Origin of the sequence: Bowmanella yangjiangensis (assembly GCF_018531185.1) — a bacterium.
Lineage (GTDB): Bacteria > Pseudomonadota > Gammaproteobacteria > Enterobacterales > Alteromonadaceae > Bowmanella > Bowmanella yangjiangensis.
In genome coordinates, this window is the sequence record NZ_JAHDJU010000002.1 from 144,976 (window position 1) to 161,213 (window position 16,238).

Consider the following 16,238-nt stretch of genomic DNA (forward strand, 5'->3'; position numbering starts at 1 on the left):
GTTGGCGCTCCACCCGAGCGCGTGAATCCTGGTGACCATAAGGTCGTGTTTGTCTTGAGGCCGGTCTCCGGGCTGGCAAGTGCCAAAGTGGCAGCAGAATCGCCTTCCCATAGTAAAATCCTACAGTGGCATGATGATTCTGATACTTGCGTACCGTTGCGGGGGCAGCGTCACATGACTTCCCGTTTCACCTTTTGTTATTACAGAAGGCACCTCAATCGAGCGGGATTATAAAGTAAAGCTATAAAAAAACCAGTTGGATTCAACTGGTCTTACGGGCGGAAAAGAAGCAACCTTCCTCAGGGAAGCAGCGACAAAGGGGCCTCTTGTAAGGCCGAGTATTGTTCCTTCAGTGCTAATACCTGCTGCTCCCAGTATTTGTCGGTGGCAAACCAGGGGAAAGCCTGAGGGAAGGCCGGGTCCTCCCAGCGACGACTTAACCAGGCCATATAGTGCACCATACGCATGGCGCGCAACGGCTCAATCAACACCAGTTGCTTATGGTCGAAATCGCTGAACTCTTCATAGGCACCCACCAGTGTATCCAGTTGCAGCAGTTGCTGAGCACGATCCCCTGATAGCATCATCCACAGATCCTGAATGGCTGGACCCATTCTACAATCGTCCAGATCCACAAAAGTAGGTCCATCACGCCACAGAATATTGCCTGGGTGGCAATCGCCGTGAAGGCGAATTTGAGTGCTCGGTCGATACAGGTTGGCTGCCTTTTCTATCACCATATCCATAATAGTGAACAACGGGGTTTTCAGTGACTCCGGCACCAGGTTGCTATGTTGTAGTTCTTTGCGGGGTTCAAACAGGAAGGTCTGTGTGTCGATACCGGGGCGTGAAGTGAAGGGGCGCGCTTTCGAAACCCCATGCAAGCGGCCAATGAAGCGCCCCATCCATTCCAGTTGATCGAGATTATCTACTTCAAACTGCCGTCCGCCCACAGAAGGAAACAAGGCAAAGCTGTAACCCTCATATTGGTGCAGAGTCTGGCCGTTTAATTTAAGCGGCGCGGCGACAGGGATTTCCTGTTCCAGCAATTCTTCCGCAAAGTCATGCTCTTCCTGAACTTGCGAAGTTGTCCAACGGTTGGGGCGGTAAAATTTAACGACATAGCGTTTGCGCTGTTCATCCATGAACTGGTAGACCCGGTTCTCGTAGCTGTTCAGGGCCAGCAGGCCTGAATCCACCCGGATGCCAGTGCTTTCAATGGCATCCAGGATCAGATCCGGGGTCAGACTATGGAAGCTGAAATCGGACATTAGGTTCCTATCGGTACAAGAATTTGGTCGGTGCGACCACACTCACTTCTTCATTGTCCAGAGATTGTACCTTAATGCGAATTTCAACAATGCTACTTTCGAGCTTGTATGGGTCGATAGCGACACTGATAGGCTCGACATAAACCTCACCACCATGCACCAGAAACTCCCGGTTACCTGTCAGTCGATGCCCTTCCAAGCCCTCTACCGACAAAATATAGCGAGCATCATGCTGGGATTTGTTCAGGATTTTCAGAGTATATACGTTTTCCACCAGCCCATCATTGGTCTCACGGTAAAGCTGGTTACGGTCACGAATAATATCTACGTCCAAAGGTATCCGGGTAAATAAATCAAGTGCCAGGAAGCCTATCATGACCATTAATACCACGGCGTATCCCACCAATTTGGGACGCACAATATGGGTATGTCCACCTTTCATCTTATGTTCGGTGGTATAACTGATAAGCCCCTTGGGATAACCCATTTTATCCATGACGCCGTTACAGGCGTCAACACAGGCGCCACAGTTAATACATTCGTATTGCAGGCCGTTACGAATGTCTATGCCTGTTGGGCAAACCTGAACACATAGGCTGCAATCGATACAGTCACCTACGCCATCAGCAGCCAAGGCTTCTCGACTAACTTTACGACCCCGCGGTCCACGCTTTTCACCGCGCCCTTCATCATAGGTCACGGTAAAAGTGTCTTTGTCGAACATTACTGACTGGAAGCGGGCATAAGGGCAGATATGGGTACACATGATTTCGCGCATCCAACCAGCGTTACCATAAGTACAGAAAGCGAAAAGCCATACCCACAAACCGATCCAGAAGCTGTTTTGCAGTGTGAAAAAGTCAATGAACAAGCTGTCTATTGGGGTGAAATAACCTACGAAAGTTAGTGAGGTCAGTACGGCGATAATCAGCCAGCACAGATGTTTAAGGCCTTTGCGCCAAAATTTATCAAAGTCCATGGGCCGGGCATCCAACTTCATGCGTTGGTGCCGGCTGCCTTCAATCTTTTCTTCAAACCACACATACATATAAGTCCAAGTGGTTTGAGGGCATAGAAAACCACACCAAACCCGCCCGGCAAAGGTGGTGACAAAAAACAGCGCAAAGGCTCCGATAATAAAAATCCAGGCAAGTATGGTGAGATCTTGTGGCCAGAGTGTCAGGGCGAAAATGGTGAAGCGCTGTTCGCCGATATCCAACAGGATGGCCTGATGTCCGTCATATTGAATCCAAGGCAAAAGCGCAAAAATGGCCAGAAAGAAAAAGCCAAAATAGCGTCGGAAGGTTTCCAGAGGGCCTTGTACGGCTCGCACATAAATGCGTTTGCGCGAAGCATCCACACTTTCCTGCTCTGTTGGCCGATGAATCTGTACGGGAGTTACATCTTTTACTGGGATTCGTTCACTCATGGGTCCTGGTCTCTGGTAATGCACATTGAGGAATCTAGCTGTTCCCTTATTTTATTTACAATAGCGCGACCTGAATGCCTGTAAAGCATATTAGCTCAGCGCTACTCAGCTATTTTTGTTTGTTTTTGAAGTTTCAAAAATTTCTGAAAATTATAAATTTAATTTAGCTTGCTGCAAGGTCGTCTACCTCAGAATAAACCAGATTTCTCCTGACATTTGTTAAAATAACGTTAAATGACAAGGGGTTGGATGGTTACTCCGATGAACCTACCGAATTTTTGACAAATTTTATCGCTTGATTCGTTAAGTTAAATTTAAGCATAGTAATGAATACTTATTGCTAGTTATCCCGGCAGATAAGCAAGTCATATGGGACTTTGCCGGTCTATAAGGTATGATTTTCACCGTACTTGACTATTGATGTAGCACAATGAAACGCACCTTTATTATCATTTTGGAAATTGCCTTACTGGTGGTTGTATTGCGCTCGTCTTTTGTGCAGTACTGGCTAGGGGATATTCAACAAAGTTTGTCGAACTGGATGACAGAAATAGCACAGACTGCAGAACGGCAGGAATTAGCTGCATTGCGTGATCGGGTACGGCCAAATATTGCGGCAATGAATGATTATCAAAAAGACTACATTATGGAAATGCTCTCCAGCCGCGCCAAGATGGAGCATTTCCAACTTTACTATTGCGTTAACAAAGACAAAAATCCCTTTGTATACGGTGCTACCTTGCTCTACTTATGCTCTGAGATCGGGAGGACTAGCTTTGACTAGCCCTTGGATTGAATCGCGGTAAGGAAAAAACGACAGGTTTGTTCCATCAACTTTCTTGCTTCTTGTTCATTTAACAACGGCTTCCAGCATATAGCTTGATCCCAGAAAGCCATTTCTTTAATCGCTCCATAGAACATGGCTGCCGCCAAGCCAGGTTCCAATTGTCCGAGCGCGCCTGCTTTGCTGGCCTGAATAAACCAGTTGTGCATGTCTTGTTCACAATCACTGAACTTCTGATTTAAGCGGATCGCTTCTTTTTCTGAGCGCATCGACTCAATAATGACAATTTTACTCAAACGCAGGTAGTGTTCGTCGCATACCAGCGATAGCACTTTCTGACTGAGTTCTTGAAGTTGCTCGGCGATAGGGCGCTGCGGATCAAAGGTCATTTTCTGCAGAGGCTCGACACGTTCCAGCAACAGACTGACTACGGCATCCAGCAGGTCTTCCTTGCATGGATAGTGTTTATACAACGTACGTTTGGACACACAGGCACGGCTGGCAATAGCCTCCATAGTGGTTGCCATCATGCCCTTCTCACAGAACTCCCGGATAGCAGCACATAAAATATCATTGTGCTTCTCATCACTTCGACCCAAACTTAACTCCTCGGTCAGCAGTTGCCGATACATTTTGAAACGAATAAAGCCGTAGCTAAAGTATACGAGATCGTGTACTTTATCCAAGTTATTATCTCAGTTGTTATTATCACATAGCCTTAAGCAAATTAAGGTTATTCGCTTCAGCCTCTCTACTATCGGTGCTCCTATGGGTAAATACAAAAGGAATTTTTCTCTGCACGCTAAACTGGCGGTAGTCTCTTTGGCTACTTTGCTTGTTGCTTGCGGCCAGCAACCACCAGCCGCAGATGGGATGGGTGGGATGCATCCCGCATCTGTTGAAGTGCTTACGATGAAAGCGCAGACCGTACCTTTTGCTATTGAGTTACCCGCCACGTTATCTGGTTCCAAAGAGGTGGAAATTCGCGCCAGGGTTGCCGGCATTCTGGAGTCACGCAACTTTGAAGAAGGTGACAAAGTAGAACAGGGACAATCATTGTTTACACTTGACCTGAAACCTTTCGAAGTCGAAGTAGCCCGTACTCAGGCGGATTTGCTGGCAGCAAAGGCCCGATTGGAAAGTGCTCGTCGTGACGTAAAACGTCTGACACCGCTACGTAAGCAAAACAGTGTCTCGCAACAGGATTTGGACAACGCTATTTCGGCTGAAGAGATTGCCATGGCTGATGTCAAAGCCGCAGAAGCCAGACTACAGGATGCCCGCTTAAATCTGGAGTACGCCAAAGTGGAGTCGCCGGTGACAGGTATCGCTGGTCGTGAGCAGGTCTCGGAAGGCACTTATGTGCCAGGCCCTGATGTACTACTGACACAAATTACCCAACTTGATCCTATTCGAATTCGTTTCGGCTTGTCCGAACGTGAACAGCTTGGTATGCGCAAGGACGTAGAAAGTGGCAAGTTAACTCTGCCAAAAGAGGGTCATTGGCAGACAAGAATCAAACTGCAAGACGGCTCGTTTTATGAGCATATAGGTGAAGTGAATTTCCGTGATGTGCGCATCAATACCATGACCGGAACGTCTGAGTTACAGGCCATTGTACCTAACCCTGACTTTAAATTGCGGCCCGGACAGTTTGTCCGTGTGGTGTTGGAAGGTGCCAGCCGCGACAACACCTTTGTGGTACCGCAGCGAGCCGTGCTAGACAGCGGCACAGGTAAATATGTGTACCTGTTTGCCAAAGGCGAACAAGGCAATATCGCCCAGCCAGCTCCGGTTGAAGTGGGAGAGTGGGTACGCTTGGAGACGCCTCAGGGCATAGAGAATGGCTGGGTCATTCATAAAGGGTTGAAAAGCGGTGACCAGGTGATCGTTGAGGGTATGGCACATATCTTCTTCCCGGGTATGCCGGTGGTGTTGGCGGGACAGCCATCATCTTCTGCTCAGTAACAGGGAGTTAGCATGTTTTCTCGTTACTTTATCGACAGGCCAATTTTCGCCTTCGTTATTTCTATTTTTGTGGTCTTGGCCGGATTGGCAGCCATGCGCAGTTTGCCGATCGCCCAATACCCGGAAATTTCACCGCCTGTAGTGCAGGTGATGGCAGTTTATCCTGGTGCCTCGGCAGAAGTGCTTGAGCAGACCGTGGCGACCCCTATCGAGAACGCCATTACGGGTGTGGAAGGCATGATGTATATGTCCTCAACGTCCACTAGCTCAGGTGTCACTACTATTATGGTGACCTTTGAGATTGGCACCGACCCGGATCAAGCCGCGGTCAACGTAAACAACCGTATCAAGCAGGTAGAAGCCAGGTTGCCGGAAGAAACCCGCCGTCAGGGTGTAGTGGTAGAGAAAGGCTCGTCCAGTTTCCTGCAGGTACATGCGTTTTACTCACCGGATAGCAGCCGCGATTCTCTGTGGACTTCCAACTATGTGACCCTGAATGTGCTTGACCAAATTAAGCGTATTCCGGGTACCACCAATGTGCAGATATTTGGTGCAAAAGACTACGCCATGCGTATTTGGTTGCGTCCGGATGTAATGAGCCAGTTAGGGGTGACGGTTGAGGAAATCGCTGGGGCTATTCGCGAGCAGAACTCGCAATATGCAGCGGGTCGCATTGGCTCTACGCCAACATCCAGTTCCCCACAAGAATTGGTATACAGTGTCACAGCACAGGGGCGTTTAAGTTCGTCAGAAGAGTTTGAACAGATTTTGATTCGCTCAAACCCTGATGGCAGTGCCTTGCGTCTTAAAGATGTGGCGCGGGTTGAACTGGGTTCGAAAGATTATGATTTTGCCGGTCGTATTAACGGTAAAGACGCGGTGCTGGTGGGGATCTTCCTGCAACCCGGCGCCAATGCCTTGGATGTTGCTAAAGAAGTTAACGAAACTGTTGCTGCACTGAAAAGTCGTTTCCCGGCTGGGTTAGAGCATGCTGTTCCTTACGACACGACCCGTTTTGTCGAAGTGTCGATTCGGGAGGTGCTAAAGACCTTAGTGGAAGCCATGATTCTGGTGTTCCTGGTCGTATTCCTGTTCCTGCAAAACTGGCGGGCAACCTTGATTCCTACGCTGGCGGTGCCGGTGTCGTTATTAGGCACCTTTGCCGGTTTGTATATGCTGGGTTACTCCATCAATACCCTGACCCTGTTCGGTATGGTGTTGTCTATTGGTATAGTGGTGGACGATGCCATCGTGGTATTGGAGAACGTTGAACGTATCATGCACGAAGAGCATCTCAATGCCAGGGATGCGGCTATTAAGGCCATGCATGAAGTAAGCGGGCCGGTGGTGGCCATCGTTTTGGTGCTTTGCAGCGTATTTGTCCCTATTGCTTTCCTTGGCGGTTTGACCGGTGAGTTGTTCCGTCAGTTTGCCATTACTATCTCTATCTCAGTGTCTTTATCTGGTGTGGTGGCACTGACCATGACGCCCGCGCTGTGCGTGTTGATCCTGCGTGCCGAACATAAAAAGACCGCAGGATTCTTCCAGTGGTTTAATAACTGGTTCCATCGGGTAACTAACAATTACGTAGGCGCGGTGAGCTTCTTCCTGCGTCGTGGCTTGCTTGGTCTGACGCTGGTGGTGGGCATGATAGCGATCACCGGCGGCATGTGGAAAGCCACACCAGGCTCACTGATCCCCGATGAAGATCAAGGCTTTTATATCTCAGCTATTTTCCTGCCGGATGGGGCTTCGTTGGAGCGTACTGAAGAGGTAGTTGCTGAGGTGCTTGCCGCTATTCAGTCAAACCCCGCCAACAGTAACGTGGTGGCTTTTACCGGTTTTGACTTTATTGGTGGTGGTTACAAAAACAGTGCGGCGACAATTTTCGTCACCCAGAAGCATTGGGATGAGCGGGACATCACTACCCCGGAATTGGTAAATGAGCTGTTTATGAAAACTGCACATATCAAGGAAGCCTTGGTGTTGGCCTTCAACCCGCCGCCTATCTTTGGTTTGAGTAATACCGGTGGTTTTGAGTTTTATCTGCAAAACCGTGGGGATGGTGGTACAGAGAAACTGGTACAGGCCATGCAAGCCATGCAAGGTGCTGCCCAGCAAAGCCCAATTTTGGCGGGTGTGCAAACTCTATGGCGGCCGAACACGCCACAGCTAAAGATTGATGTGGACCGTGAGCAGGCCCACGCTATGGGTGTGCCTATTGATGGTGCCTTTAATGCCCTAGCGGGTACCCTGGGCACCTATTACGTCAATGACTTTAATAAGTTTGGCCGGGCCTGGCAGGTATTGATGTCTGCTGATGCTGATTTTCGTATGTCACCCGATGACATTGGGCGCATCTATGTACGCAGCAGCAAAGGAGAAATGGTACCCATCTCTGCCTTTGCGAATATCGAGTACAGCACCGGTCCTGACAGTTTAGACCGCTACAACAACCTGCCAGCGGTGAAGCTCATGGGTAACCCTGCTCCTGGTTACAGTTCTGGCCAGGCTATTGCAGAGATTGAGCGTATTGCCGCCCAGGTATTGCCACCGGACATCAGCTACGATTGGACGGGTTCTGCCTTCCAGGAGAAGCGCAGTTCAGGTACCACAGGATTGGCGCTGGGGATGGCGGCTATCATGGTATTCCTGATATTAGCTGCGCTTTATGAGCGTTGGTCACTGCCTTTGTCGGTGATGCTGGCCCTGCCCTTTGGTACCTTTGGTGCGCTGGTAGCGGTATGGGTGGCAGGTTTGACCAATGACGTGTATTTCCAGATTGGTTTGGTCACTTTGCTAGGTTTGGCGGGTAAAAACGCCATATTGATCGTCGAATATGCCTTGATGAAAAATCAGCAGGGCTGGAGTGCTGCGACGGCTGCACTGGAGGCGGCTCGTTTGCGATTCAGACCTATCATCATGACCTCGTTGGCCTTTATTCTCGGCGTAGTGCCGTTGGCATTCAGTTCAGGCGCTGGTGCCGGTGCCCGGCACAGTGTAGGGACCGGGGTAATGGGCGGTATGCTGGCGGCAACCTTCCTGGCGGTGTTCTTCCTGCCACTGTTCTTCTTCTGGTTAACCGAGCGCAAGCTGACCGAAAAACGTAGTCGTCAGGCGTTGTCAGATGAAATCGCCGAACGCCATAAGGCTGAACATGTTGATACAGATGAAGGGTTGGCATAAGCCGACCCTTTGGAGATGCCGTTATGCCTTACGTGAACCTACAGATTACAAAGGGCGCTACCCGCGAGCAAAAAGCCGAGTTGGTTAAGGACTTCACCGAGTCCTTAACCCGGGTGCTAGGTAAAAAGCCGGAACATACCCATATAGTTATTCAGGAAATTGAAGAACAGGATTGGGGCTATGCCGGCCTGCTTACCGATGACTGGAAGCGTCAACAAGCAAAGGACTGATTCAGGTCAAGGATTAGCCCGGCATTTGCCTTTTCGGCCAGTGGCTATGGTATTATTCAGGGCACAAAACAAGAATAATACAGAGACCAGTCGTATGGTAAGGCGAACCAAGGCCGATGCCGAAGCAACCCGTTGCACAATCCTCGATGCAGCGGAGCAGCTATTCTATGAACAGGGTGTATCACGTACCACGCTGGAGAAAATCGCTCGGGCTGCCGGCGTAACCCGCGGTGCTATCTACTGGCATTTTACCGACAAAGCAGATTTGTTTAATGCCATGCTGGAACGTATCCGGCTGCCCTTCAGGCAAATGCTTTCCGAACTGGACCATTCTACTGAGACCGATCCTTTTCTGCGTATTCGCGATGTGATGATTCGCTCTCTGGAAATTGTCGGGCAGAGTGAGCAGCATCGTCGGGTACTCACCATAGTCTTCCATCGCTGTGAATACATCGACGAGCTTAATCCGGCCGTGCGTCAGCAAGAACATCTGAACAACGAAGTGCATGACACTATGCAGCGAGCGTTTAGTCGAGCAGCCCAGGCAGGTTTGTTAAACCCAGCCATAACGCCGGCCTTGGCAGCCAGTGCTTTAAACGCTTATCTGGGGGGGCTAATAGCCAAGTATTTGTTGCACCCGGAGCAGTGTGACTTGGCAAACCATGCCGCAGAACTGATTGACGGATTATTGCTAGGATTAAAAAAGCCGGACTAAGTCCGGCTTTTTAACTAGGTTCGCTGTTTAACGAAGAGTTTCTGCACTACCAGATAGAATACTGGTACCAGGAAGATGGCCAGGAAGGTGGCTGACAGCATGCCTCCCAGTACCCCAATACCTATCGCATTGCGGCTGGCAGAACCCGCGCCACTGCTGATCGCAAGGGGCAGTACACCCAGCGAGAAGGCCAGCGAAGTCATGATGATGGGGCGCAGACGCAAGCGCACTGCTTCCAGCACTGCCTTCATCAACGCCATCCCCTGACCTTGCAGCTCCCGAGCAAACTCCACAATTAAGATAGCGTTTTTGGAAGCCAGTCCCATAGTGGTCAATAGCCCCACCTGGAAGTACACGTCATTTTGCAGGCCCATCAGAAATGCGGCACTCAACGCCCCGATAATGCCCAGTGGCACCACAAGAATGACCGAGAAAGGAATAGCCCAACTTTCATACAGTGCAGCCAGACACAGGAATACCACTAACACGGACAACGCATACAGGGCGGGCGCCTGAGATCCTGACAGTTTTTCCTGATAAGAGGTGGCGGTCCACTCAAAGTCTATGCCTTTTGGCAGTTCACCAATGAGTTGTTCCATCTTGGCCATGGCGTCACCCGAGCTAAAACCAGGCGCTGCTTGTCCCTGAATCTCCATGGCGGATACCCCGTTGTAACGCTCAAGGCGTTGTGGTCCATAAACCCAGCGGCTGGTGGCAAAGGAAGAGAAGGACACCATCTCACCCTGATTGTTACGCACGTACCAATGCTGAAGGTCTTCCGGTGTCATCCTGAACTGAGCATCAGCCTGCACATAGACCTTCTTTACCCGCCCACGGTCGACAAAGTCATTTACGTAGGTAGAACCCCAGCCTATGGACAAGGTCTGGTTTACTTCTGACAAGGAGATGCCTAGCGCCTGTGCTTTCAGTTGGTCGACATCAATCTGTAATTGTGGCGCATCTTCCATACCGTTTGGTCGTACGGCAACCAAATCAGGCTGTTGAGCGGCCATACCCAGCAGTTGGTTTCTGGCTTGTAATAAGGCTTCGTGGCCCAGAGCGCCGCGATCCTGCAAGAACAAGTTAAAGCCACTGGCACTGCCCAGTTCAACAATCGGAGGTAGGTTAAAGGCAAAGATCTGTGCTTCTTTGATTGTCGAGAAATACCCCATCGCCCGGCCGATAGTGGCTTGCACGCTTTGGCTGCTGTCACGCTCATCCCAATCGTTTAAACGCACGAAAGCCAAACCGACATTCTGACCACGACCGGCAAAGCTGAAGCCGGAGACGGTAAATACCGAGCGCACAGAGTCTTCCTGATAGTAGTAATCCGAGACTTTCTTCAGTACGTCCTCTGTACGTTCCTGGCTTGCCCCGGTGGGCAGTTGCACCATAGTCAGGAAAACGCCCTGGTCTTCCTCTGGCAGGAAAGACGACGGCAGACGCATAAACATCACACCCATAATTACTACGATGGCAGCGTATACCAGCATGGAGCGGGTCGGACGATTTAGCATTCCTCCTACCATACGTTGGTAACTTTGGTTGGAGCGATCAAAGCCGCGGTTAAAAGCACCGAAGAAGCCGCCTTTGGCATGATGGTCGCCTTTAATTGGCTTTAACATGGTGGCGCAGAGTGCTGGTGTGAAAATCAGCGCCACCAACACCGATAGCGCCATGGCCGATACGATAGTGATGGAGAACTGCTGATAAATAACCCCGGTCGCGCCGCCCATAAAGGCCATAGGTACAAAGACCGCAGAAAGAACCAGACCGATACCGATCAGGGCGCCGGTGATCTGTCCCATGGACTTACGTGTGGCTTCAATAGGTGACAAGCCTTCTTCACTCATGACCCGCTCGACGTTTTCCACTACGACTATGGCGTCATCTACCAGCAGGCCAATGGCCAACACCATGCCAAACATGGTCAGGGTGTTAATTGAGAATCCCAGTGCCGTCATAATGGCGAAGGTTCCGAGCAATACCACGGGTACTGCCAGGGTCGGGATCAAGGTAGCGCGCAGGTTCTGCAGGAACAAATACATCACCACGAAAACCAGGATGATGGCTTCAAAGAGCGTCTGTACTACTGAGCTGATGGAGATCTCTACGAACGGCGTGGTGTCATAGGGGATCTCGATTTTAAGCCCATTGGGGAAATAGGGCTTAAGCTGATCCAGGGTGGCTCTGACTGCTTCGGCGGTATCCAAAGCATTGGCACCGGTCGCCATTTCGATGGCGATACCCGTCGCTTCCATGCCGTTGTAGCGACCTATTACTGAATAGTTCTCACCGCCCAGTTCAATTTTTGCCACATCCCGCAGTTTCACCTGCGAGCCGTCAGCATTGACGCGCAGTAGAATATTTCCGAATTCCTCAGGGCTACTCAGACGGCTTTGGGCCAGGATAGCCGCATTAAACTGTTGGCCTGGTAGTGAAGGAGCGCCACCCAACTGGCCTGCCGTCACCTGATTGTTCTGCACGCGAATCGCCGCAGTGACATCGGTGGGCGTGAGCTTGTATTGATTGAGCTTATTGGCATCCAGCCAGACGCGCATAGCGTATTGGCTGCCGAAGACGGTGACGTTTCCTACCCCAGGGGTCCGGCTGACCGGGTCTTTAACGTTGGATACCACGAAATCGGCGATATCATCGCGCTTCATGCTGCCGTCTTCGGAGATAAAGCCGATGACCATCAGGAAGCTACCATTGGATTTAGCAACGGATACACCTTGTTGCTGCACTTCCTGAGGAAGTAATGGAATCGCCCGTTGTAGTTTGTTCTGCACCTGAACCTGCGCAATATCCGGATCGGTGCCGGTTTCGAAGGTCAGAGTAACAGTAACGTTGCCCACAGAATCGCTTTGCGCGGACATATACATCAGGTTATCCAGGCCATTCATTGATTGCTCAATAACCTGGGTTACCGCGTCTTCGGCGGTTTTAGCCGATGCGCCAGGATAACTGGCGTTGATAGTTACCGCTGGCGGTGCGATCTTGGGGTATTGTTCCACCGGCAACTGCTTAATGGAGAGAATTCCCATCAGCATGATGACGATGGCAATAACCCAGGCAAAGATCGGCCTATTGATAAAGAAATTTGCCATTAATTACTCTCCTGCGCTAGCCGTTTCGCCCTGCGTTGCTGCATGCTCAAGCACTTTTACCGGAGTGCCGGGGCGAACTTTCTGCAAGCCCGAAACAATAATTTTATCGCCCGCCTGGATACCGGATTCGGCTAACCAATATTGGCCGATGGCCCGGCTCACTTCGATAATGCGGGCTTCAACCTGGTTTTGCCCATTGACCAGCATGACCGAGGCTTGCGCTTTGGGCGTGCGGATGAGTGCTTTTTGTGGGATCAACAAGCCCTGTGGCTCTACACCCAACTGAACCTCAGCACGAACGAACATTCCTGGCAGCAGCTCACCATGCTCGTTAGGGAATACGGCACGAATAGTGACCATGCCTGTACTGGGGTCTACGTTTACTTCAGAGAACTGCAATTTGCCCTGATGCTGATAAACACTGCCGTCATCAAGTTTGAGCGTGACAGCGGTTTCCGGTACTGCCGTTAATGCACCTTGCTGCAACTGGCGCTTGAGTTTAAGCATCTCTGTGCTGGATTGGGTTAAATCCACATAAATAGGGTTTAACTGGCGGATAGTGGCCAACCCCTGTGCTTGGTTGGCCGTTAATAATGCACCTTCGGTTACCGAGGAGCGGCCAATCTGCCCACTGATAGGGGCCTTAATCTGGGTGTAGTCGAGATTAATTTGTGCACTCAGCAAACTCGCCTCTGCACTGGCTAGTTCGGCCTTTGCCTGCAATTCAGCCGCCAGAGCATCATCATAGTCCTGTGTGCTCACTGCTTTAGTGGCAAGCAGCTCTTTAATTCGTTTGGCTTTTAATTGCGCATTACGTAGCACGGCTTTGGCCTTGGCTAACGTGGCTTCGGCACTGCTGAGTGTGGCCTGATAGGGCGCGGGGTCTATCTGATATAGCACCTGCCCCGCTTCAACCATTTGGCCTTCTTCAAACAGACGTTTCTGCAGTATGCCGCTGACCTGTGGACGGATCTCTGCCTGACGGAAATCCACGGTACGTCCAGGTAGTTCTGTGGAAAGGTCTATTGCCTGAGGTGCCAGGGTAACGACTTCCACTTCCGGCACGCCAGGTGCCATACCTGGAGCCTGGGGCTTCTCGCAACCCACCATCGCGACCGCCGCAATGCCAGTCAGCACCCACCTTAGTTTGCTCTGCATATTCGATACCTCTAATTTAGTTAACTGACACTTTTGGCAGCATAGGTGCGCGAATATACATACAAGAATGTATGTAAGCAATGGCACCTACCTTGCTATTTATGCAATCAGACGAGTTTTTGAACTTCCAGTGTACCAACTGTGCGAGCAATGCATTTGCTAAGGTTTTGATATTTAAGTGAATTCCTCTAATAAGAAGATGGCGCTTTTGATTATTGGCAAAGATGTAAGCAAAGATGAATATGTGGCTGATAAGGTGAGTTTGCTCTTGACCTCAGCTTAGGTTGAGGTTTTAGCCTGTTGGGGTATCAACTAAAGGAGTATCCCAATGACTGAACTTGGACTTTCGCGCTACTTACAACGTATCGGCTATCAGGGAGCCCTGACAGCGGACTTACCAACCTTGTCAGGCCTGGTCGCCAGGCATACGCAAAGTATCCCATTTGAAAATCTCAACGCCTTTATGTCGCTGCCAGTCGAGCTATCTGCGGACAGCGTGATGGACAAATTGGTCGTCGAAGGCCGTGGCGGTTATTGTTATGAGCAGAATGCGCTGTTTCGTGATGTTCTTATGTCACTTGGTTTCGAAGTCACGAGTCTGGCCGCCAGGGTTCGGTGGGGAGTGCCACCGGAGGTACAGACCCCGGCCTCGCATATGCTGCTAATTTTGACCTTGTCCGACGTGAAGTACCTGGTGGATGTGGGCTTTGGGGTAACTACGCCTTCCGCACCTTTGCGTTTGGATAGTCGCGACGTGCAGGTTACCGCGCATGGTAATTACAAAATCACCGAAGAGCAGGGGTACTACGAGTTGGCCTTTGAGCAAAGCAGTGGCTGGCAAACCCTCTATCAATTCAACCTGGAGCCTAAGCAGGATGCGGATTACAAGGTATTTAACTGGTATGTGTCCACCCACCCTGACTCGGTGTTTGTGCGCAATCTGGTGGCGGCCAGGATCGCTGGCCAATATCGTTACACCCTGCGCAATCGCGAGTTTAAACGCTATCAGGGAGGTGAGTTGTTAGACGCTACAACCCTGACCACGCCTGAACAGGTTATTGCCTGCCTGCGTAAGCACTTTAACATTAATGCACCAGTGGCCTTGTATGGTGTATTAGCAGCGATGTTTGATGATAGTTTGGCAAAGGCAGGATAACAGCCAATGCAGTGGATGGCTTTAGGGCATGAGTAGCCAATTTTATTGAATAAGCGCAGGGGATCATTCTTGGCTAAGGTGGCAGGAACCATTTTAGTGAGAGAGTGCCCATGAAGTATGCGCTAATACTGCTGGCATTGGTCAGCAATCTGGCTATTGCTGACCAATGCCAGTCTGACAAGCTGAGTATCCATAAGAACTTTGCCATGGGGCGCTACAACCAGTGTCAGCAATTGGCTCCAGATAGCTACCGTTTAACCCTCAAGCCAGAAAATCTGCCGATTAACCCCAGCCCCTGGTATGCCCTGAAGCTGGAAAGCCGCCAGGTACAGCAAATTGAACTGGAGTTGCTGGTAGAGCACGGCAAACCCCGTTATCTGCCTAAGGTCAGTCTGGACAAACAGCATTGGCAACCTGTGGATTATCAGATTGATGGCCAAAGTATGCATATCAAACTGGCTCTCCCTGAGGGCACCTTGTGGTTGGCGGGTCAGGAAATTCTGGATAACGATGATTACCAGCAGTGGCAAAAACAGTGGCAGGCAAAAGGGTTGGCGCTGATACAGTTGGGCCAGTCTGTACAAGGTAAGCCCATAGAGGGGCTGATTTCTCATGCCGACAGCCGCGACTGGCTGGTCTTTATAGGCCGTCAACACCCGCCGGAAATTACCGGTGCCATGGCCATGAACCATTTTGTTGATGAGGTGTTGGGGGCATCCACCGAGGCTGCTCAATTGCGCAAGAGATTTAATCTGCTTTTGGTGCCAAATATGAATCCGGACGGCGTTTATGCCGGAAACTGGCGGCATAATGTCGGTGGGGTGGACTTAAACCGTGATTGGTTCAGCCGTGAACAGCCGGAAATCCAGGCCGTACACCAATATCTGCAAAAGATTGTCGCTAGCGGCGGCAAGATTCGCTTCGCGATGGATTTTCATTCCACCCATCATGATGTGTTCTACACCATGCCAACGGATTATGGCCTGACGCCGCCAGATTTGGTGGATAACTGGCTGGCTAAGTTAGCCGAGGTAATTAAACCTTATCCTGTCAATATCAAGCCCGGTCATAACAAAGACAGAGGGGTGTTTAAGCAGTATATTGCCGATACCTACGGTGTGCATGCGGTCACTTATGAAGTGGGTGACAATACCGACCGTCAGGATATTGCCGATGTGGCCCGCGCCGCTGCCAGGCAGTTGATGGAAGTGCTGCAGACCTTGCCCTGACG

The 16,238-nt window shown here is 50.5% G+C and carries 12 protein-coding genes and 1 riboswitch; of the genes, 7 read left to right on the forward strand and 5 right to left on the reverse strand.

What is annotated here, in order from left to right:
- Positions 1-41: 41 nt before the first annotated feature.
- Positions 42-232, reverse strand: a riboswitch (cobalamin riboswitch).
- 67 nt (positions 233-299) lie between these two features.
- Positions 300-1,271 (reverse strand): serine/threonine protein kinase, encoded by a 972-nt coding sequence (locus KJY73_RS10235; protein ID WP_214343593.1) that lies wholly within the window; start codon positions 1,269-1,271, stop codon positions 300-302.
- Between the two features lie 7 nt (positions 1,272-1,278).
- On the reverse strand, positions 1,279-2,700 hold the full coding sequence (gene ccoG, locus KJY73_RS10240) for a cytochrome c oxidase accessory protein CcoG (protein WP_214343595.1): 1,422 nt from the start codon (positions 2,698-2,700) through the stop codon (positions 1,279-1,281).
- Positions 2,701-3,130: 430 nt separating this feature from the next.
- On the opposite strand from ccoG, the gene KJY73_RS10245 reads away from it, so the two are divergent.
- On the forward strand, positions 3,131-3,484 hold the full coding sequence (locus KJY73_RS10245) for a hypothetical protein (RefSeq protein WP_214343597.1): 354 nt from the start codon (positions 3,131-3,133) through the stop codon (positions 3,482-3,484).
- Here KJY73_RS10245 and KJY73_RS10250 read toward each other — a convergent pair.
- Complete coding sequence (locus KJY73_RS10250; RefSeq protein WP_232848566.1) at positions 3,481-4,170, reverse strand: TetR/AcrR family transcriptional regulator; 690 nt, start codon at positions 4,168-4,170, stop codon at positions 3,481-3,483. The two genes, KJY73_RS10245 and KJY73_RS10250, sit on opposite strands and share 4 nt — an antisense overlap.
- Before the next feature lie 82 nt (positions 4,171-4,252).
- On the opposite strand from KJY73_RS10250, the gene KJY73_RS10255 reads away from it, so the two are divergent.
- The 4 genes from KJY73_RS10255 (at position 4,253) to KJY73_RS10270 (ending at position 9,583) form a co-directional block, all read left to right on the forward strand.
- Complete coding sequence (locus tag KJY73_RS10255; protein WP_214343599.1) at positions 4,253-5,452, forward strand: efflux RND transporter periplasmic adaptor subunit; 1,200 nt, start codon at positions 4,253-4,255, stop codon at positions 5,450-5,452.
- 12 nt (positions 5,453-5,464) lie between these two features.
- Positions 5,465-8,638, forward strand: coding sequence for an efflux RND transporter permease subunit (locus tag KJY73_RS10260; RefSeq protein WP_214343601.1), 3,174 nt, complete (start codon positions 5,465-5,467; stop codon positions 8,636-8,638).
- Between the two features lie 23 nt (positions 8,639-8,661).
- Positions 8,662-8,868, forward strand: a complete 207-nt coding sequence (locus KJY73_RS10265; protein ID WP_214343602.1) for a tautomerase family protein — start codon at positions 8,662-8,664, stop codon at positions 8,866-8,868.
- 94 nt (positions 8,869-8,962) lie between these two features.
- Positions 8,963-9,583 carry a TetR family transcriptional regulator gene (locus tag KJY73_RS10270; protein WP_214343603.1) on the forward strand — a complete coding sequence of 207 codons (621 nt, stop codon included), beginning with the start codon at positions 8,963-8,965 and terminating at the stop codon, positions 9,581-9,583.
- A gap of 14 nt (positions 9,584-9,597) precedes the next feature.
- Here the strand turns inward: KJY73_RS10270 and KJY73_RS10275 are convergent, their stop codons facing one another.
- Complete coding sequence (locus KJY73_RS10275; protein WP_214343604.1) at positions 9,598-12,693, reverse strand: efflux RND transporter permease subunit; 3,096 nt, start codon at positions 12,691-12,693, stop codon at positions 9,598-9,600.
- Between the two features lie 3 nt (positions 12,694-12,696).
- The gene (locus KJY73_RS10280; RefSeq protein ID WP_214343605.1) at positions 12,697-13,851 is read right to left on the reverse strand and encodes an efflux RND transporter periplasmic adaptor subunit; all 1,155 of its coding nucleotides are present in this window, start codon (positions 13,849-13,851) and stop codon (positions 12,697-12,699) included.
- 328 nt (positions 13,852-14,179) lie between these two features.
- Between KJY73_RS10280 and KJY73_RS10285 the strand changes: the two genes are divergently transcribed.
- Positions 14,180-15,007 carry an arylamine N-acetyltransferase family protein gene (locus tag KJY73_RS10285; RefSeq protein ID WP_214343606.1) on the forward strand — a complete coding sequence of 276 codons (828 nt, stop codon included), beginning with the start codon at positions 14,180-14,182 and terminating at the stop codon, positions 15,005-15,007.
- Positions 15,008-15,117: 110 nt separating this feature from the next.
- Positions 15,118-16,236: a M14 family metallopeptidase gene (locus tag KJY73_RS10290; protein WP_214343608.1), complete on the forward strand. Its 1,119-nt coding sequence runs from the start codon at positions 15,118-15,120 to the stop codon at positions 16,234-16,236.
- Positions 16,237-16,238: the final 2 nt, after the last annotated feature.